The sequence below is a fragment of the Pseudooceanicola lipolyticus genome, from assembly GCF_002786325.1.
Lineage (GTDB): Bacteria > Pseudomonadota > Alphaproteobacteria > Rhodobacterales > Rhodobacteraceae > Pseudooceanicola_C > Pseudooceanicola_C lipolyticus.
Genome location: NZ_PGTB01000070.1, coordinates 1 through 19,801 on the forward strand (window position 1 = coordinate 1; position 19,801 = coordinate 19,801).

Below are 19,801 nucleotides of genomic sequence, written 5' to 3' on the forward strand. Positions count from 1 at the left end.
CCCCGGCCGGCGCGCTGGGCGGCGGCGCCGATCACATCGTCATCGGCCGCCCGGTCTGGGCCGCGCCGGCGCCCCGCAGCGCGGTGCAGGAGATTCTTGACGAGATGTCCGGCATCCCCGCCTGACCATTATGTAGGCATTTTTGCGACGGAACTGTGCCCGGAAAGGCACAGCAGCCGGCCGACTTCACAAAACTGTCAACTCCGGGCTTTGGCGACGGGCCCGGATTGGACATGCTGGATCTTGAGACACTCCCCCAACGGACCTTCATCTTCCTGTGGTTCGTTACCTTCCCCCCGCCCTGGCTGCGGGGGGTCCTTTCGGGTAAGCCCTCCAAAACCTGCCCCTGCCACCGCCCCGAACCGCTACCGCCGTGGAAAGCCGCCGGCATTGCCAAAGCGGCGCAGCTGCGCCGCCATATGCGGTATCGCCCGGCGGTCGCGGCAATAGGCGGCGGGCGCCATCAGCCGCCAGCCCTGCCCCTCGTTGCCAAACCGCACCGCCCGCGCCAGCGCCGCGGGCCGGCGGGCGACAAAGAACCAGACCCGCCCATGCGGCTGCCAGCTGGTTGCCGCCCAGAGCAGGTGCCGCGGCCGCAGGCACAGCCCGACCTCCTCATAGGTTTCGCGCAGGGCGCAGGACTGCGGCGATTCCCCGCCCTCGCGCCCGCCGCCGGGCAGATCCCAGTGATCGGGAAACGGGATGTCCGGGCGGTTGTCACGCCGGATCACCAGCAGGTCCGCGCCCAGGAACAGCGCCAGTTTCGCACCGGAAAACGCCATGTCATGCCTCCTTCCGCCTCCTATGCGCTGCGCCGGCGCGCACGGCAAGCACCGCGCCGGTTTCATCCGGCCTTCGTGCCGGGACCTCTCGCTCTCCACCCCCGCTCTCCGGCGCCCCAAGCCGTTAGCGATAACACAAACGCCCCCAACGCCTTATCCCCCTGTCCCAGCCGCGACAGCGCGTGATATACTGCGCCCATGCCCGCCCTGTGCCGCGACTGTCTGACCACCTTCGAAACCGGCCCGCGCTGCCCCGCCTGCCGGTCGCCCCGCATCGTTGCCGACCCCGAACTGTTCAGCCTCACCATCGCCCATATGGATTGCGACGCCTTCTATGCCAGCGTCGAGAAACGCGACCATCCCGAACTGGCGGACAAGCCGGTGATCATCGGCGGCGGCCGGCGCGGCGTGGTCTCCACCGCCTGCTATATCGCCCGCATCCGCGGCGTCCGCTCGGCGATGCCGATGTTCCAGGCCCTGCGGCTCTGCCCTGACGCGGTGGTGCTGAAACCCCGCATGTCGGCCTATGCCGAGGTTTCGCGCCAGATCCGCACGATGATGGAAGAGCTGACCCCGGCGATCCAGCCGCTGTCGCTGGACGAGGCGTTCATGGATCTCTCCGGCACCCAGCGCCTGCACGGCGCGCCGCCGGCGGTGATGCTGGCGCGGCTGACCCGGCGAATGAAAGCCGAACTGGGCGTGACCGGCTCGATCGGCCTGTCCCACAACAAGTTCCTCGCCAAGGTCGCCTCGGATCTCGACAAGCCGCGCGGCTTCTCGGTGATCTCGCGTGCCGGCACCGCCGCCTTTCTGCAGGACAAGCCGGTGCGGCTGATCTGGGGCATCGGGCCCGCGGCGCAGGATTCGCTGGACCGCGCCGGCATCCGCAGCTTTTCCGACCTGCTGCGCTGGGACCGCGAGGCGCTGAACGCCCGCTTCGGCGCGATGGGCGAGCGGCTCTACCACCTGGCCCGCGGCGAGGACCGGCGCCGGGTCTCGGCGCATGAGCCGGTCAAGTCGCTCTCGAACGAAACCACCTTCCACGCCGACACCGCCGATCCCGATATCCTCGACGGCCATATCTGGCGCATGGCCGAAAAGGTCGCCGACCGCGCCAAGGCGCGCGGCCTGGCCGGGCGGGTGGTGACGCTGAAACTGAAACGCGCCGATCACCGCATCCTGACCCGGCGCAGCGCGCTGCACGACGCCACCCAGATGGCCGACACGCTGTACCGCAGCGCCCGGGCGCTGTTCGACCAGGCCGGAGATGCCGGCCCGTACCGGTTGCTGGGGGTGGGGCTGAGCGATCTGCGCCCCGAGGCCGAGGCCGACCGCGAGGGCGACCTGCTGGATCCCGGCGCCGCCCGGCGCGGCGCGGCGGAACGCGCCACCGACCGCATCCGCGCCCGGTTCGGCAGCGATGCGATCCTGAAGGGCCGGGCGCTGAGATAGCGGCGCTATTCCGCGGCGAGCGGCATTTCCTCCGGGCCGATCAGGGCGATATCGGCGATCACCTGGCGCAGCAGGCGGCGCAGCGCCTCGAAATTCTCGTTCGGCCGGATCAGCCGTTCATCCATGTATAGCGCCCGGTCGATCTCGATCTGCACCGCGTGCTGGTTGCGCGAGGGCCGGCCATAAGCCTGGGTGACATAGGCACCGGCAAAGGGCGCGTTGCGCACCACTTTCAGCCCGGCAGCGGCAAAGGCCGCCTCGATGCGGTCGACCACATCGGCGCCGGCGGCGGCGCCAAAGCGGTCGCCGATCACGATCTCGGGCGCCTGCCGGCCGGCACGCCCGGCGCTGTCGGTGGCCTCGTGCGGCATCGAGTGGCAGTCGATCAGCACCGCCTGGCCAAAGCGGCGATGCGCCTGTTCCAACAGCGCTTGCAGCGCCGCGTGATAAGGATGCCAATAAGTGGAGATGCGCGCCTGCGCCTCGGCCAGCCGAATCTTGCCACGATAGATCGCCCGCCCGTTTGCCACCACGCGCGGCACCACGCCCAGCCCGCTGGCCACGCGCGGGTTGTGGCCCTGCCGCCGCACCCCCTCGATCAGCGCCGGGTCAAGCTCGTCGGTGCTGCGGTTGAGATCGACAAAGGCGCGCGGCACCGCGGCGGCCAGCAGCGGCGCGCCGAATTCCGGCGCGCAGGCGAACAGTTGGTCGACAAAGGCGTCCTCGGACGAACGGATCGCCTGGCGGTCCAGCTGGCTTTGCGCCAGAAAGGCCTCGGGATAATGATTACCGGAATGCGGCGAGGCAAATACCGCGCAGGACAGAAGCTGCGCCGGTTCGCTGAGCTGAAATGCGTCCTGATCCAAATCGGTCTCCTTCCAGGGAAACATAGCCCGGAAAGATGGCGATCCAAAAGCCCTTGATCACCTCATCGACTCCTTTTATAGACCCGCTACCGGCGCGGCGAATTCCGCGCCCCGTTTGTTATGGGGCCTGTTCGCACACCGGGATTCATGGGCGGTTAGCTCAGTGGTAGAGCACTTCGTTGACATCGAAGGGGTCACAAGTTCGAACCTTGTACCGCCCACCATGAATTTCCAGCTTCCCGGCCCGATGGGGTGAGATTCGGCTCGCAGGTCGAGGCGGAACAAGCTGCTTTTCACAGTTAAGCTGCGCCCACCTGGGCAGGCGGACGCAGCATTGCGTGTCGAGTCAGCATGGCGGCCAGGCCGCCATCTTGGCGGATCAGCCCAGCTTTTGCCGGAGCTGCCAGATCGACGATTTCAGACGGACACGGCCATCGCGCGTGTTCACGGTGCGCACCTGAACTTTGACGTTGTCATGCCGAAAGCCCAGCGCATTGTTCAGCTGCACATCCAGCATGTAGCCCGTCGCAACCTGCGACGCGGCTTGCACGATTCCCAGGACGTGCTGGTCCGAGGATATGACGACAGTGCCCACCAGGGACTGCATCGGGATGGTTTTGCCGCTGCTGGTCACCGCGAAGGCGGGCTGGGAGGCGCTGGGCGGGTTCGAAACGCCCGGCGTCGAAGGATCGGTCGGATCCGTTCCGGGGTTCGAGGGCGGGCCGCTCGGATGTCCGGTGGTTCCCCCGACATCGACACCCACGCCCACACCTATGCCGTCATCTCCTGTCCCCGACGGGTCAACACCGACAGCTGCACCGGCCGAGGTATCCCCCAGCCCCACACCGACACCAGCGGACACACCTGTCCCGGATGTGCCGCCGACACTGCCCTCTGTTCCGGCCGACGCACTGGCATCGCCCACACCGACGCCGACACCGGCACCGACGCCAATACCGTCACCCACTCCGACGCCCACGCCGGCACCGACACCGATTCCGTCCCCGATCCCGACGCCCGCCCCGGCCGCCGCACCGACTCCGTCACCAACGCCGACGCCCACACCAGCACCCACGCCGATATCGGCGGACACGGTCTGCGCCAGACAGGTGGCAATGGCGACCCCAGCGGCGCGGTTCAGCAGGGCCTTGTACAGAAATACTGACATTTCGCTACCTTTCGTTAACAAAGCCTCCCAATGTTGTTAACCAATTGCGGCAATTTCATGCCGCAACTGGAGCAGTTTTCTCGGCACCAAGCGACCGCCACAACCGAATCTGGAGCGAGATTTTTAAGTATTTGATAAGTATAGATATTTTTTTCGAAAAATTCGTTAACTCGTTCAAAATGACGGAAATTTTTCACACAGGCACCACAAATCGACCACCAGATCAGGGGTTGCCCAGTGCAATTTTTGGTTGCAAGGACGGCCCCTGACAACTTGCTGCAACAGCGAGACAAAACAGCATCACGATGACACGGTTTGACGCTAGGTAAAATTAAGATTAATCACATATTATCAATATCCTGCCTACATCGAGATTATCCAAAAATGACCCCAGCTTTGGCTTTTCAGACGCAGCAATTTTTCGATATTACACCAACAAGTTGAACGGGATCATTCGCAAACGCACAAACAGAAATGCACTCACGTCAAGAATTTGCCATAATCCAAACAAAAATTTTTTTTCAGATGGCGAAATCAGCCAGCACATTCTGCGACTTAAGGAGATCGCCATGAAACCAAAGGCTTTTTGGTCGCACGCCAGCCGGTTCCGTCAAAGCGAAGAGGGCACAAGTTCGGTCGAATTTGTCATCATCTTCCCGGCAATCATGCTCGTGATCTTAACATATGTTGCGATCAGCATTTACATTGCGACGCTCAGCGACGTGCAGCAGGTCGCGTCCGACCTTGCGCGACAGTCTTTGAAATATGTCGATATGGGAGAGAGCCAAGACGAAGTTTGCGCCGCGCTCGACAGTGAGGTTCTGCCCGAGCTGACGCCGCATTTTTCCTTTGCGACCCATACCCGCATCACTGGCGTGGATTGCGTTCTGAATGCCGACCGGACCAATGTATCGGTCAGCGTGACCTATGATCTGAACGGCCATTACATCCAGCGCTTTGGCAAGACCGTCGGCCTGGATGTCGGAACATTCACGCGTTCGGGTTACATGAGGCTGTAACCATGGTGGATCCGCTCTCACACCTTTCCCGGGCGCTTCGCGCCTGGTGCCGGGAAACGACCGCGGCAATTTCGGTCGGCTTCATGATCCTGCTGCCCGGTCTGCTGATGATCGCCGGCGTCGCCATCGATTTTTCGGTGCTGAACGCGCAACGAAAATTCATCCAGTCGCAGGCCGACATGGCCGCCCTATCCGGAATTCGCAACCTGCATACGGTCGGCACGGTCCATGCTTCGGCGACGGAAACCTTGATGAGCGAAGTGTTCTTCGACATGCGCAGCCCGCTGCGCGACGAGATCCAGGTGGGCATTCTGTCTGAAACTCATGACTTTGTCGCCAGTGCCGACCAGAGCACGCTGGAAAACGTTTCGGCGGTCAAGGTGATCGCGGCGGCGCCGGCGGCAATGCCGATCCTCAGCAAGATGGTGGGCGGCCCCAATGCCACGATTCGGCGCAAGGCGATCGCGGTCGCGGTGCCGCGCGTCAGCTTCGGCCTGTCGAACTGCCTGGCTTCGCTGGATCTGCTGAATGGGCTGGTCGCACCGATGCTGGGTTTGCAGGCCGACGCATTGTGTTCGGGTCATGGGGTGCGCATCCACACATTCGAATTGCTGGACCGCCTTGCGCTGCGCGGCGCCCTTGTGTCGCCGGGGCGCACCTATGCCGAGATCCTGGATGCCGAGTTTACCATGAGCGACGTGCTGACCGAGGCGCTGGTGCCCGAAGGTTTTACCGTTCTCACCGGGCCGCTGTCCAACCAGCCGGTGCGGCTGGGCGATTTCATCTACCTAAGCGAGGATCTGTCCAAGGCCGAGGTCGGCTCTCCGGTGCCGCCTCTGGAACTCAACGCGGCAGATATCGTGTTCGGGTCTGCTGAAGTTTTGGGAACACGCATTGTCGACCTCGAACTGACCGCCGACCTGGGCATTCTGGCGAATGTACCGGTCAAGCTGCAGATTTCCGAACCCAGGCAGATCGTCATTGGTGCCCGGCCCGGTGACGAGGATGCCGTCGCGCGAACGTCACAGATCAGGCTGTCGATCGAGGGTGCGCAGGTTGCCGGCCTTCTTGACCTGTCGCTGAATCTGGGCGTGGCCAATGCCACCGCCACGTTGCACGAAGATGGCGAACATTGCAGTTCGAACCCGGATTACAGGGCCGCCGTCTTCCGGCCCGCAACCGCCAGCCTGATCGATCTTGACCTTTCGGTGCTGGGGCTGCCGCCGCTGAACCTGCTGCCGCCCGTCGCCGCCGCCCTGCAGGCGGGAGGCACCTCGGAAACCGTGACCTTCAGCCACGAAGATGTGGAAAAGAAGCGGACCAAGACGGTTGCACCATCGATCGCGTACATGGTGAACGCGACCCATTCGATCATCGATCTCCCGCTTGGCGCAGTAGCACCCGATGCAGGCGACCTGGCGGCTGCAATTGTCGAGGATCTGCTGGGCCTGCGTATCGCCGAGGCTCAGCTTGAAGTGTTCGACCTGGTCTGCACCCGGCGTCTGGCCGGATAGGATGCGCCAGCGATGTGCCGGCTGCGCCCCGGGAACGCGGCCCAAACACCAGGGTTCGCACCCGCCGGGCGCGTCGGCACGGCCCTAACGCCAAGAAACTTCGATGTTCTGACGAAACCCCCCTTGCCCTCGTGGACGGTTTCCCGTAATTCGCCCTTCGTCGAGCGAACCGGCTGTCCTTGACTCGCGACCGAGTCACTAGATGTCTGGAACCGCCCGCCCCGAATTCACTGCCCCGGACCTGTGCCGGGGTGTCCGCAACGCGAAGGCGCATAACCCGGCGCCGCAGAACAGGAGAGGCCGATGAAGGTCAGAAACTCGCTGCGCTCGCTCAAGAACCGGCACCGCGATTGCCGGGTGGTGCGCCGCAAGGGCCGCGTCTATGTAATCAACAAGACGCAGCGCCGGTTCAAAGCCCGCCAGGGCTGAGACCGCAACCCGCGACACGATCAGGGCCGCCCCGCAAGGGCGGCCTTTTTCATTTTGTGCCCCGGCTCTGGTTTTGCCCGCAGGATCGCAATGAGGCTTGGCCCGCGAAGCCGAATCCTATATCCGAGCTAAACCGTCAGAAATAATCTGGCACAACGAGGAGCACCTTTTGATGACACCGACCCTTCACCGACTCGCCCTTGCGGCCTGCACCACGATGCTGGGCGGCGCGGCCGCTGCCGAGGGAGAGCTGAACCTCTATTCCTCGCGCCATTACGACACCGACGAACGGCTTTACAGCGATTTCGAAGAGGCCACCGGCATCCGGATCAACCGCATCGAGGGCAATGCCGACGAGCTGATCGAGCGGATGCGGGCAGAGGGCGCGAATTCGCCCGCCGACGTGCTGCTGACGGTTGATACCTCGCGGCTGGAGCGGGCGAAAAACGAAGGGCTGTTTCAGGCGATCGACAGCGAGGTGCTGGAATCGCGCGTTCCCGCCAGCGCCCAGGACACCGACAATCAGTGGTTCGGCTTCTCGCAGCGCGGCCGCATCATCTTTTACGACAAGACCGAGCTGTCGGACCCGCCGCAAACCTATGCCGACCTGGCCGATCCGAAATACCAGGGCCTGATCTGCATCCGGTCGTCCACCAACACCTACAACCAGACCCTGCTGGCCGCGATCATCACCCACGAGGGCGAAGACGCCGCCCGCGCCTGGGCCCAGGGGGTCAAGGACAACATGGCGCGCGATCCGCAGGGCGGCGACACCGACCAGCTGCGCGGCGTCGCCTCGGGCGAATGCGATATTGCGGTCTCCAACACCTATTACTTCGCCCGCGCCCTGGCCGGCAGTGTCGACGGGCTGAGCGATCACCTGGAGATGTTCGGCTGGGTGTTTCCGAATCAGGACACCACCGGCGCCCATATGAACCTGTCCGGCGGTGGCGTCGCCGCGCATGCGCCGAACAAGGACAACGCGGTGAAGTTCCTGGAATATCTCGCCTCGGACAGTGCCCAGGAATATTTTGCCGCCGGCAATAACGAATACCCGGTGGTCGAGTCGGTCGCCACGACCGAAGCGGTCGACCAGCTGGGCGAATTCAAGGCCGACGCGGTTCTGCTTTCGGATGTGGCAAAGAACGTGCCGGTCGCCCAGAAGCTGTTCAACGAAGTCGGCTGGGAATAATGCCAACGGCGGGTTCGGCGGCCCTGGTGGCAGGGCCGGACCCGCAAATGGCACATTTCCTTTTCCTTTCATGGGTCTTCGCGGCTATCATGCCGGCGGGGCCCGGTGGCCCGGACCGATGGTCCGGGTCTTTTCATGCGGGCCGCGCGACATTGGATGACCTGGGACCATGCCGCTTGCCTGTGTTTTGATATCGGACATCACCGGCAGCACGCAGCTGTATGAGCGCGTGACCAACGAGACGGCGCTGCAATATATCGGCCCCGTCCTGGGCCGAATGCGCGAGATCATCGCCGATTCGGGCGGCCATTGCGTGAAGTCCAAGGGCGATGACACGATCAGCTATTTCTCCCATCCCGATCATGCCTTCGACGCCGCCTGGGCGATGGTGAACGAGGAATGGCATTACGGCATGTCGGTCCATGCCGGCATCTATTTCGGCGAGGTGCTGCACCAGGAGGCCGGGCTGTATGGCGGCGCGGTGAACACCGCGGCGCGGCTGGCCTCGCTGGCCAAGCCGGGCGAGGTGCTGGTCGGTGCAAATTGCTATGACGACCTGTCGTCGCAGCACAAAGAGCTGCTGCAGACAATCGGCGACCTGCATCTCAAGGGCAAAGAGGCGCCGACGCGGGTCTATGCCGCCTCGGTCCCCGAACTGGCGGCGACCACCGTGGTGTTCAACCGCAAGGCGGCGGAACAGCCGGCGCGGATCGAGATGGTGGAACTGACCTGCCTGGGCCGGGTCTGGCGCATCCGCGAGGGTGAAACGCTCAGCATCGGCCGGTCGCAGGACTGCGACGTGGTGCTGAACCACGCCTGGGTATCGCGCCGCCACGGCGCGCTGGCGATTCGTCAGGGGCAACTGGAATATACCGATCACAGCAGCGCGGGCAGCGTGTTGCAGACCCCGGATGGCAGCGAACTGACGGTGCATCGCCGCAGCACCATGCTGAACGGGTCAGGGCGCATCCTGCTGGGCGCGCCCGGCGCCACCGATGACAGCTGCGCGGTGGAGTTCAGCGCGCAGGATGTCAGCATCCGGGCGGTCTAGGCCAGCGCTCAGCCTGAATCGCCGAACAGGTCGGGCGGCACATGTTCGGCCGGGGTGGCATCGGTCAGAATCGCATCCGGCAGCCCGATCAGCAGCAACGGACAGGGATTGCCCACGCCACGCGCGACGCGGTCTTCCAGCTTGGCCCAATGGGTGGTGGCCTGACCGAATTTGCTGGCGACAAAGGTCTTGGCGAAGGCCTCGGCAAAGGGCACGCCGCGCGCCACCTGCCGGGCCACTGCATCACGCTGGGCGCGGGTGCGCTCGGTGATGTTGAGCCGCTCCAGATCCTCTTCCGCACCCAGCCCCTGCGCCTTCATCCAGCCGGTGACACGCGGCAAAAACGCCTGCTGCATGGTGGCGCCACGGGTGACGATGATGCCGACCGAGATCGCGGACAGCGCATGCAGGCGCTGAAAATTCTCCAGGTCGCGGTCGAAGAAGGGGTCCTTGTTGTTCCATTCGATTTCCAGCGCCAGCGTGCCACCCGGCGCAAATCGGACATGATCGACCTCGTGGCTGATCGAATCGCGCGGGGTGCCGTCGACGATGGTTTGCACGCTGAACTGATGTTTGCGCCACTGCGCATCGTGCAGGGCGTTGCGCAGCCGCTGGGTCTGTCCTGATTCGCCGCCGCCGCCGCCGACCAGTTCGCTGATCGAGATGCGAAAGCCGGTCAGCTGCGCGACCAGGGTGGCAAGCTCGCCGGGAAAGTCATGCGCGAGGATGGCCTCGGCGTGGTTGCGGGTCAGCACGTCGAACCCGGCGGCGCGCAGCCGTTCGATCATGCCTTCGCTGGAATTGCCGGGTGTCATGTCCGACATCTAAGACGCCGGTGCACGGGGCGACAAGCGCCGCGGGCGGGAACCCCGTGCAGCGCTCTTATTCCTGCGGAATCACCCGCAGGCCCAGTTCCATCAGCTGGTCGCTGGTCGGGTCCGAGGGGGCGTTCATCATCAGGTCTTCGGCGCGCTGGTTCATCGGGAACATGATGACCTCGCGAATATTGGCGGTATCGGCCAGCAGCATCACGATGCGGTCGATCCCGGCCGCGCAGCCGCCATGCGGCGGCGCGCCATATTGGAAGGCGTTGACCATGCCGCCAAAGCGTTTGCGCACTTCATCCTCGCCATAGCCGGCGATTTCGAAGGCCTTGAACATGATCTCGGGCTTGTGGTTGCGGATCGCGCCCGAGAGGATTTCATAGCCATTGCAGGACAGGTCGTATTGATAGCCCAGCACCTGCAGCGGGTCGCCTTCCAGTGCCGCCATGCCGCCCTGGGGCATCGAGAATGGGTTATGTTCGAAATCGATGGCGCCGGTTTCCTCGTCCTTTTCGTAGATCGGGAAATCGACGATCCAGGCAAAGGCAAAGCGGTCTTTCTCGGTCAGATTCAGCTCGTCCCCGATCACGTCGCGCGCCTTGCCGGCGACGCGCTCAAAGCTCTCGGGCTTGCCGCCGAGGAAGAAGGCGGCATCGCCGACCCCGAGTTCCAACTGCTGGCGGATCGCCTCGGTGCGTTCGGGGCCGATATTCTTGGCCAGCGGACCGGCGGCTTCCATGCCCTCGCCCTGGTCGCGCCAGAAGATATAGCCCATGCCCGGCAGGCCCTCTTTCTGGGCAAAGGCGTTCATCCGGTCGCAGAACTTGCGCGACCCGCCGCCCGGCGCCGGGATGGCGCGGATCTCGGTGCCGTCCTGTTCCAGCAGTTTGGCAAAGATGGCAAACCCCGATCCGGCGAAATGTTCGCTGACCACCTGCATCTTGATCGGGTTGCGCAGGTCGGGCTTGTCGGTGCCGTACCACAGCGCGGCGTCGCGATAGGAGATCTGCGGCCAGTCGGCATAGGCGTCGACCTTCTGGCCCTCGCCATATTCCTCGAACACGCCCTGCAGCACCGGGCCGACCGTATCGAACACGTCCTGCTGGGTGACAAAGGACATTTCCATGTCAAGCTGGTAGAAATCGGTCGGGCTGCGATCGGCGCGCGGATCCTCGTCGCGGAAACAGGGCGCGATCTGGAAATACTTGTCGAACCCGGACACCATGATCAGCTGCTTGAACTGCTGCGGCGCCTGCGGCAGCGCGTAGAACTTGCCCGGATGCAGGCGCGACGGCACCAGGAAGTCGCGCGCGCCCTCGGGGCTGGAGGCGGTGATGATCGGGGTCTGATATTCGCGGAAGCCCTGATCCCACATGCGGCGGCGCATCGACGACACCACGTCCGAGCGCAGAGTCATGTTGCGCTGCATCGCCTCGCGCCGCAGGTCCAGATAGCGATAGCGCAGGCGTGTCTCTTCGGGATATTCCTGCTCGCCGAACACCATCAGCGGCAGGTCGCCATTCACCGCGCCCAGCACTTCCATGTCGCGGATGAACACTTCGATCTCGCCGGTGGGCAGTTTCGGGTTCACCAGTTCGGGATCGCGGGCCTTGACCTCGCCATCGATGCGGATGCACCATTCCGAGCGGACCTTCTCGACCGCCTTGAACACCGGCGAATCCGGATCGCACAACACCTGGGTCACCCCGTAGTGATCGCGCAGGTCGATGAACAGGATTCCGCCGTGATCGCGCACCCGGTGAACCCAGCCCGACAGGCGGACGGTCTCGCCGGTATGGGCGGCGGTCAGGGCGGCGCAGGTGTGGCTGCGATAGGCGTGCATCGGGTCGATCCTTTGGGCGGCGCTTGGCAAGTCGCGCCGATACAGCGCGCCCACCCCGGGAAGTCAAGGGGCCGACCGCGGTTTACCGGCCACGGTCGGGCGAGGGGCATTATGTTTTTTCTGGCGTAGTCCTCTGTTTGCGTTACATATTCGTGACAAAAGACAGGAAGCGGGGGTGAATCCGATGTGGGAATCGGTATTCGAAAAGATGGTGTCCCGCCTGATCCGGTCGGGCGAATTGCGCGTCACCTATCCAGACGGGCAGACCAAATCTTATGGCCCGGGGGGCGATCTCGCCGCCGCCATCACCATCCGCGACGCCGCGATCATCCGCGGCCTGTGCACCCGCCCCGACCTGACCTTGGGCGAAGCCTATATGGATCAGCGGATCGTCGTCGAGAATGATGACCTGGAAGGCCTGATGCGGCTGGTCCTGCGCAACCGCTACGAAACCGTGTTCCCGATCTGGGTGCGGGTCTTCAACCAGATGCGATTCCGGCTGGGGCATTGGATACAGCGCAATACGCCCGACCTGGCCCGGTCGAACGTGGCGCATCACTATGACCTGTCCAACGATCTCTACAAATTGTTCCTGGACGAGGACATGCAATACAGCTGCGCCTATTTCACCGACCCTTCGGTGTCGCTGGAAGAGGCGCAGGCGGCCAAGAAGGCGCATATCGCCGCCAAGCTGATGATCGAACCGGGGATGCGGGTGCTGGATATCGGCTGTGGCTGGGGCGGCATGGCGATCACCCTGGCCCGCGATTACGGCGCGCGGGTGGTCGGCGTGACGCTGTCGGAAAACCAGCTGGCCCTGGCCCGCGAACGGGTGAAAGAGGCCGGGCTGGAAGAACTGGTCGACCTGCGGCTGCAGGATTACCGCCTGCTGAACGAACCCTTTGACCGTATCGTGTCGGTCGGGATGCTGGAGCATGTCGGCCTGCCGCATTACGAGGAGTATTTCAGCAAGGTCGCGGATCTGCTGACCGAGGATGGTGTCGCCCTGATCCATACCATTGGTCTGACCTGCCCGCCGGCGGCCCAGTCGGAATGGCTGGTGAAATACATCTTCCCCGGCGGCTATGTGCCATCGTTGTCGGAACTGGCACTACCGATCGAGAAATCGGGCTTGTGGAATTGCGACACCGAGGTGCTGCGCCTGCATTACGCCTATACGCTGCGGCACTGGCTGAAACGGTTCGACGCCAACCTGGACGAAGTGCGCAAGACCCATGACGAACGGTTCATCCGAATGTGGCGCTATTATCTGATTGCCTGCTACATGACCTTCGAGGAGGAACAGCAAGGCGTGTTCCAGTTCCAGCTGGCGCATAAACCGACGGCGGTGCCGCTGACCCGCGACTATCTCTATCGCGGCGCGCCCTCGACGTCGCACCGGCGTCAGGCGGCGGAATAGCCCTGCGCCGCTGCCGGCGCGGATTGGCGCTTGCACCCGTCACCTCCATGCCTATAACGCGGGTCAATTTGGGCGCCGCCTGCTGCGCGGGCGCCCCGACTCGTTGACAATGGGGGCCAAGACATGCCGAAGAGAACCGACATCCAGTCGATCATGATCATCGGTGCGGGGCCCATCATCATCGGGCAGGCCTGCGAATTCGACTATTCCGGCGCCCAGGCCTGCAAGGCGCTGCGCGAGGAAGGTTATCGGGTCATCCTGGTCAATTCGAACCCGGCGACGATCATGACCGACCCGGGGCTGGCCGATGCCACCTATATCGAGCCGATCACCCCCGAGGTTGTCGCCAAGATCATCGCCAAGGAAAAACCCGACGCGCTGCTGCCCACGATGGGCGGCCAGACCGGGCTGAACACCGCGCTGAAGCTGGAAGAGATGGGCGTGCTGGCCGAACACGGCGTCGAGATGATCGGCGCCAAGCGCGAGGCCATCGAGATGGCCGAGGACCGCAAGCTGTTCCGCGACGCGATGGACCGGCTGGGGCTGGAAAACCCGCGCGCCACCATCGTCACCGCGCCCAAGGGGCCGAAGGGCTTTGACCTGGATGCCGGCGTGCAGATCGCGCTGGAGGCGCTGGAGGATATCGGCCTGCCCGCCATCATCCGCCCCGCCTTTACCCTGGGCGGCACCGGTGGCGGGGTCGCCTATAACCGCGACGATTACATCCACTATTGCCGCTCGGGCATGGACGCCTCGCCGGTCGGTCAGATCCTGGTCGATGAAAGCCTGCTGGGCTGGAAGGAATTCGAGATGGAGGTGGTGCGCGACACCGCCGACAACGCGATCATCGTCTGCTCGATCGAAAACGTCGACCCGATGGGGGTGCATACCGGCGATTCGATCACCGTGGCCCCTGCCCTGACGCTGACCGACAAGGAATACCAGATCATGCGCAACGGCTCGATCGCCGTGCTGCGCGAGATCGGCGTCGAAACCGGCGGGTCGAACGTGCAATGGGCGATCAACCCCGAAGACGGCCGCATGGTGGTGATCGAGATGAACCCGCGGGTGTCGCGCTCTTCGGCGCTGGCGTCGAAGGCCACCGGCTTCCCGATTGCCAAGATCGCCGCCAAGCTGGCGGTGGGCTATACGCTGGACGAGCTGGACAATGACATCACCAAGGTGACGCCGGCCAGCTTCGAGCCGACCATCGATTATGTCGTCACCAAGATCCCGCGCTTCGCCTTCGAGAAATTCCCCGGCTCGGAACCGCGCCTGACCACCGCGATGAAATCGGTGGGTGAGGCGATGGCCATCGGCCGCACCATCCACGAAAGCCTGCAAAAGGCGCTGGCCTCGATGGAAACCGGCCTGACCGGGTTTGACGAAATCGCCATCCCCGGTGCCGATGACCCGGTCTCGGGCGAGGCGGCGATCGTCAAGGCGCTGGCCGACCAGACCCCGGACCGGCTGCGGGTGATCGCCCAGGCGATGCGCGAAGGGATCGAAGATGACCGGATACAGGCGATCACCAAATACGACCCCTGGTTCCTGGCCCGCATCCGCGAGATCATCGAGACCGAGCAGGAGGTGGAGCAGAACGGGTTGCCCGCCGAGGCCGAGGGGCTGCGCCAACTGAAAATGATGGGCTTTACCGATGCCCGGCTGGCCAAGCTGACCGGCCTGCCCGAAGCCGAGGTGCGCCGCGCCCGCGTCAATGCCGGCGTGGTCGCCGTGTTCAAGCGAATCGACACCTGCGCCGCCGAGTTCGAGGCGCAGACGCCTTATATGTATTCGACCTATGAAGAGCCGATGATGGGCGAGGTGGAATGCGAGGCGCGGCCCAGCGACCGCAAAAAGGTGGTGATCCTGGGCGGCGGTCCCAACCGGATCGGCCAGGGCATCGAATTCGACTATTGCTGCTGTCATGCCTGTTTCGCGCTGACCGATGCCGGCTATGAGACCATCATGGTCAACTGCAACCCCGAGACGGTGTCGACCGATTACGACACCTCGGACCGGCTGTATTTCGAACCGCTCACCTTCGAACATGTCATGGAGATTTTGCGGGTCGAACGCGACAACGGCACGCTGCATGGCGTGATCGTGCAATTCGGCGGTCAGACTCCGCTGAAGCTCGCCAATGCGCTGTTCGACGAGGGCATTCCGATCCTGGGCACCACGCCCGATGCCATCGACCTGGCCGAAGACCGCGAGCGGTTCCAGCAACTGGTGCAGAAGCTGGGGCTGAAACAGCCGCATAACGGCATCGCCCATTCCGACGCCGAGGCGCTGGAGATCGCCGGCGAGATCGGCTTTCCGCTGGTGATCCGCCCCTCCTACGTGCTGGGCGGCCGGGCGATGGAGATCGTCCGCGACATGGCCGGGCTGGAACGCTACATCAACGAGGCGGTGGTGGTGTCGGGCGACAGCCCGGTGCTGCTGGACAGCTATCTGGCCGGCGCGGTCGAACTGGATGTCGACGCGCTGTGCGACGGCAAGCAGGTGCATGTTGCCGGCATCATGCAGCATATCGAAGAGGCCGGGGTACATTCCGGCGACAGCGCCTGTTCGCTGCCGCCCTATTCGCTGCCGAAAGAGATCATCGCCGAGGTCAAGCAACAGACCGAGGCGCTGGCCCATGCGCTGAACGTGGTCGGACTGATGAACGTGCAATTCGCGGTCAAGGACGGCGAGATCTACCTGATCGAGGTCAACCCCCGCGCCTCGCGCACCGTGCCCTTCGTGGCCAAGGCCACCGACAGCGCCATCGCCTCGATCGCCGCGCGGGTGATGGCCGGCGAGCCGCTGTCCAATTTCCCGATGCGCGCGCCCTATGCCGATGTCGATTATGACACCGTGCTGCCGCTGGCCGATCCGCTGACTCTGGCCGATCCGGACATGCCCTGGTTCTCGGTCAAGGAGGCGGTGCTGCCCTTTGCCCGTTTCCCCGGTGTCGACACCATCCTCGGCCCCGAGATGCGCTCGACCGGCGAGGTGATGGGCTGGGACCGCGATTTCCCCCGCGCCTTCCTCAAGGCACAGATGGGCGCCGGCATGAAGCTGCCGGCCTCGGGCTGTGCCTTCCTGTCGATCAAGGATGACGACAAGACGCCGGAAATGCTGGAGGCCGCGCAGATCCTCACCGCCCAGGACTTTTCGCTGGTCGCCACCCGCGGCACCGCCGCCTGGCTGGAAGCGAATGGGGTGCCCTGCACCACGGTCAACAAGGTCTATGAAGGCCGGCCGGATATCGTCGACATGATGAAGGATGGCGGCGTCGACCTGGTGATGAACTCGACCGAGGGCGCGCAGGCGGTGGAGGATTCCAAGTCGATCCGCTCGGTCGCCCTGTATGACAAAATCCCCTATTTCACCACTGCCGCCGGCAGCCACGCCGCCGCGCTGGCGATCAAGGCCCAGGCCGAGGGCGAGGTCGGGGTAAAGCCGCTGCAGGCCTAGGGGCGCGAGGCGTTACCGAACAAGCGCCGGGATCTCTTGAGGGCGTAGACACCCCGGATCAGCTCCGGGGTGACGGGCGCGTGGGGCAACGGGGGTTGCGGCGCTGGAGCCGTAATCCGCGCGATCAGGCCCGTTCGATCATGGCAAAACGGGCGCAGTTGGCTGAAAACGGCGAGGCTAGCCTTGATCGGAGCGGCCTGTTCACCGACCCTTTGGGCAAAACGAGCAGAGAAAAGGACCTCCCATGCGCATCGCTCTTGCCCTCTTCGCCCTCGCGGCGCTTTCGGCCTGTCACGGCATCCCGCTGGTGCCGCTGATCTGACCGGCCTACAGCAGCTGGTCCTCGACATCCGCAACCGGAAACCCCAGCGCCTCCAGCCCGTTTTCCAGATGATCTGACAGGTGCGGGGTGCCGATCAGGTAATCGGCACAGGGTGTCGTGGCCTCGGCGCGCGCGGTATCGATGGCCTCTTGCAGGTCTTCGGGGTCGAAGCTGCCGCGGCCGATCCACATGATCGCCACCAACTCGGCCTGCGCGTCCTCGCTCATCCGGTCGATAAAGGCGCGCAGCTCGGGCTCGGCCCGGTCCAGTTCGTGCCCCATCAGGGCAACCTGGGCCACCTGTCGTGCAGAAATCTCCATAGCGGCTTCCTTTCGTTCACGCGCGTTCCGGACATCCTTGCCCCCATCATATGGGGTGTCCTTGATCCAGCGCAAACCAGCCCGGGCGCGCGGCGGATGACACAGCGCTCAATCGCCGGAGACATGTGGTGACGAGCCCCGCTACCCCGGCTCGGCTCGATCTGCCCGACGCACGCTGATCATGGGGAGTTTCAGAGCGGAGTTGAGGTCAGGATCCCTGCTCGTGCTTGCCCAGCGGCACGATATTGCCGGGCGCGTCGGGGGCCAACTCCTCGAAGTCGAAATTGTCCAGCCGTGTCGCCCGTTTGCCGGCGCGTTCGGCGGCGGTGTTGATATCCTCGACATCCTTGCGCGCCTGGGCGAAATGCGTGTTCAGCTTGCCGACCCGTTCCACCACCAGTTCCACGTCGCGATGCAACAGCTTCAGCGTGCCGCGGATGGCGCCGGCCTGTTCGCGCATCCGTGCGTCCTTCAGGATCGCCCGCATGGTGTTCAGCGTCGCCATGCAGGTGGTGGGCGAGACAATCCAGACCCGCTTGGCAAAGCCCTCGCGCACCAGTTCCGGGAAATTGGCATGCAGCTCGGCATAGACCGCCTCGGAAGGCAGGAACATCAGCGCGCCATCGGCGGTTTCGCCCTCGATCAGGTACCGCTCGGCGATATCCGAAATATGTTTGCGGATCGCCACCCGCAGCGCCTTGGCAGCCTCGGCAGCCTCGCGCTCGGTCCCGGCGCGGCGCAGAGCCTCGTACGCTTCCAGCGGGAACTTGGCGTCGATGGCAATCGGTCCCGGCGGGTTCGGCAGGTGAATCAGGCAATCCACCCGCTTGCCGTTCGACAGCGTCGCCTGCAGCGCATAGCTGTCGGCCGGCAGCGCCTTGGACACGATGTCATGCAGCTGGATCTCTCCGAAGGCGCCGCGCGTCTGCTTGTTGCTCAGAATGTCCTGCAGGCTCAGCACATCGCCCGACAGCCGGGTGATGTTTTCCTGCGCCTTGTCGATGGTGGCCAGCCGCTCTTGCAACTGGGTCAGCGAGGTGGTGGTCTGCTTGGACGAGCCATGCAGGGTTTCGCGCATCCGCTCCTGCATCTCGGACAGCGCGCGCGCCGATTTCATCGCGTTCTCGGCCAGCCGGTCGTTCATCTGCTGCTGCACCGAGGCCAGGCGCGATTCCACCGTCTGAATCACCTGTGCCTGGGCATTGGCCTGGGTATCCGAGACCATCTGCAACCCGCCACGCAGCTGTTCCTGGCCATAGCCCAGCTGCTGTACATGGCCGCCCAGGGTGGCAAGCTGCTGCGCCAGGGGCGCGGCCATCCGTGCCGAGCGCCCGGCAGCGCGGATCGCCAGCACCAGCAGGATCAGGATCAGCAGCACCGCCCCGGCCCCGGCCAGCGCGGCAATCACCAGCGGGTCGTCCAGCGCGACGGTATATCCTTGAAACTCGATCATGTCCGCCCGAACAACCGTTCGATATCTCTGAGCTTCAGCTCGACATAGGTGGGCCGGCCATGGTTGCACTGGCCGGAATGCGGCGTCGCCTCCATCTCGCGCAGCAGCGCGTTCATCTCTTCCGCCCGCATCCGGCGGCCCGAACGGACCGAACCGTGGCAGGCGACACGGCTGAGGATCGCCTCGATCCGCGCCTGCACCATCTGCGACGATCCCATGTCATCCAGCTCATCCAGAATATCGCGGATCATCGCGGCGGCATTCACCTCGCCCAGGATCGCCGGGGTTTCGCGCACCGCCACCGCGCCGCCGCCAAAGGGTTCGACGGTCAGGCCCAGGCGCGAGAGGTCGTTCGCCACCTCCATCAGCCGGGTGCAATCGGACTCGGACAGTTCGACAATCTCGGGGATCAGCAGCGCCTGCGCGGTGACGCCGTTTTCCGCCATCTGGCGTTTCAGCTTTTCATAGACCAGCCGTTCATGCGCGGCGTGCTGATCGACGATCACCATGCCAGTTTCGGTCTGGGCGATGATGTAATTCTCGTGCAGCTGCCCGCGCGCGGCGCCCAGCGGATGCGCCTCGGGCGGGACCTCGGCGGGTGCCTCGGGCGCGGCCGGCGTATCCACCACCCGCGCGCTGTAGCTGTCGGACAGCTCGGCAAATCCGGGCGCCTGCGCCTGATAG

General features: G+C 64.3%; 16 protein-coding genes and 1 tRNA gene. 9 read left to right on the plus strand and 8 right to left on the minus strand.

Annotated elements, in window-relative coordinates:
- Positions 1-365: 365 nt before the first annotated feature.
- The gene (locus tag CVM52_RS15240; RefSeq protein WP_100163343.1) at positions 366-782 is read right to left on the minus strand and encodes an NUDIX domain-containing protein; all 417 of its coding nucleotides are present in this window, start codon (positions 780-782) and stop codon (positions 366-368) included.
- Between the two features lie 198 nt (positions 783-980).
- Between CVM52_RS15240 and CVM52_RS15245 the strand changes: the two genes are divergently transcribed.
- The gene (locus CVM52_RS15245; RefSeq protein WP_100163344.1) at positions 981-2,234 is read left to right on the plus strand and encodes a DNA polymerase IV; all 1,254 of its coding nucleotides are present in this window, start codon (positions 981-983) and stop codon (positions 2,232-2,234) included.
- 5 nt (positions 2,235-2,239) lie between these two features.
- Here CVM52_RS15245 and CVM52_RS15250 read toward each other — a convergent pair whose 3' ends face one another.
- Positions 2,240-3,124 carry an N-formylglutamate amidohydrolase gene (locus CVM52_RS15250; protein WP_205964963.1) on the minus strand — a complete coding sequence of 295 codons (885 nt, stop codon included), beginning with the start codon at positions 3,122-3,124 and terminating at the stop codon, positions 2,240-2,242.
- 125 nt (positions 3,125-3,249) lie between these two features.
- Here CVM52_RS15250 and CVM52_RS15255 point away from each other — a divergent pair.
- Positions 3,250-3,324 (plus strand) — tRNA-Val (locus CVM52_RS15255).
- 155 nt (positions 3,325-3,479) lie between these two features.
- On the opposite strand, the gene CVM52_RS26640 is transcribed toward CVM52_RS15255, so the two are convergent.
- Positions 3,480-4,268 (minus strand): hypothetical protein, encoded by a 789-nt coding sequence (locus CVM52_RS26640; protein ID WP_133119859.1) that lies wholly within the window; start codon positions 4,266-4,268, stop codon positions 3,480-3,482.
- Positions 4,269-4,837: 569 nt separating this feature from the next.
- Between CVM52_RS26640 and CVM52_RS15270 the strand changes: the two genes are divergently transcribed.
- The 5 genes from CVM52_RS15270 to CVM52_RS15290 all read left to right on the plus strand — a co-directional run bounded on the left by CVM52_RS15270 (position 4,838) and on the right by CVM52_RS15290 (position 9,473).
- Positions 4,838-5,287 (plus strand): TadE/TadG family type IV pilus assembly protein, encoded by a 450-nt coding sequence (locus CVM52_RS15270; protein ID WP_100163347.1) that lies wholly within the window; start codon positions 4,838-4,840, stop codon positions 5,285-5,287.
- A 2-nt stretch (positions 5,288-5,289) separates the two neighbouring features.
- Positions 5,290-6,801 carry a Tad domain-containing protein gene (locus CVM52_RS15275; RefSeq protein WP_100163348.1) on the plus strand — a complete coding sequence of 504 codons (1,512 nt, stop codon included), beginning with the start codon at positions 5,290-5,292 and terminating at the stop codon, positions 6,799-6,801.
- Positions 6,802-7,104: 303 nt separating this feature from the next.
- Positions 7,105-7,230, plus strand: coding sequence for a type B 50S ribosomal protein L36 (gene ykgO / locus CVM52_RS15280; RefSeq protein ID WP_005850168.1), 126 nt, complete (start codon positions 7,105-7,107; stop codon positions 7,228-7,230).
- A 172-nt stretch (positions 7,231-7,402) separates the two neighbouring features.
- Positions 7,403-8,422: a Fe(3+) ABC transporter substrate-binding protein gene (locus CVM52_RS15285; protein WP_370741578.1), complete on the plus strand. Its 1,020-nt coding sequence runs from the start codon at positions 7,403-7,405 to the stop codon at positions 8,420-8,422.
- A gap of 169 nt (positions 8,423-8,591) precedes the next feature.
- The gene (locus CVM52_RS15290; protein ID WP_100163350.1) at positions 8,592-9,473 is read left to right on the plus strand and encodes an adenylate/guanylate cyclase domain-containing protein; all 882 of its coding nucleotides are present in this window, start codon (positions 8,592-8,594) and stop codon (positions 9,471-9,473) included.
- Between the two features lie 8 nt (positions 9,474-9,481).
- Here the strand turns inward: CVM52_RS15290 and CVM52_RS15295 are convergent, their stop codons facing one another.
- Both CVM52_RS15295 and aspS read right to left on the minus strand, forming a co-directional pair.
- Positions 9,482-10,297 (minus strand): BglII/BstYI family type II restriction endonuclease, encoded by an 816-nt coding sequence (locus CVM52_RS15295; RefSeq protein ID WP_306372763.1) that lies wholly within the window; start codon positions 10,295-10,297, stop codon positions 9,482-9,484.
- Between the two features lie 58 nt (positions 10,298-10,355).
- Positions 10,356-12,140: an aspartate--tRNA ligase gene (gene aspS / locus CVM52_RS15300; RefSeq protein WP_100163351.1), complete on the minus strand. Its 1,785-nt coding sequence runs from the start codon at positions 12,138-12,140 to the stop codon at positions 10,356-10,358.
- A 184-nt stretch (positions 12,141-12,324) separates the two neighbouring features.
- Between aspS and CVM52_RS15305 the strand changes: the two genes are divergently transcribed.
- Together CVM52_RS15305 and carB are read left to right on the plus strand one after the other, a co-directional pair.
- Positions 12,325-13,560 carry an SAM-dependent methyltransferase gene (locus CVM52_RS15305; RefSeq protein ID WP_100163352.1) on the plus strand — a complete coding sequence of 412 codons (1,236 nt, stop codon included), beginning with the start codon at positions 12,325-12,327 and terminating at the stop codon, positions 13,558-13,560.
- A gap of 123 nt (positions 13,561-13,683) precedes the next feature.
- The gene (gene carB, locus CVM52_RS15310; RefSeq protein WP_100163353.1) at positions 13,684-17,022 is read left to right on the plus strand and encodes a carbamoyl-phosphate synthase large subunit; all 3,339 of its coding nucleotides are present in this window, start codon (positions 13,684-13,686) and stop codon (positions 17,020-17,022) included.
- Positions 17,023-17,349: 327 nt separating this feature from the next.
- On the opposite strand, the gene CVM52_RS15315 is transcribed toward carB, so the two are convergent.
- From CVM52_RS15315 to CVM52_RS15325, 3 genes are all read right to left on the minus strand, one after another.
- Entirely contained in the window at positions 17,350-17,664 is a 315-nt protein-coding gene (locus CVM52_RS15315) for a DUF3775 domain-containing protein (RefSeq protein ID WP_100163354.1), read from the minus strand.
- Between the two features lie 208 nt (positions 17,665-17,872).
- Positions 17,873-19,117 (minus strand): DNA recombination protein RmuC, encoded by a 1,245-nt coding sequence (locus tag CVM52_RS15320; protein WP_100163355.1) that lies wholly within the window; start codon positions 19,115-19,117, stop codon positions 17,873-17,875.
- On the minus strand, positions 19,114-19,801 hold a 688-nt coding region (locus CVM52_RS15325), incomplete at its 5' end, for a DNA mismatch repair MutL family protein (protein WP_503128394.1). The genes CVM52_RS15320 and CVM52_RS15325, both read right to left, overlap by 4 nt.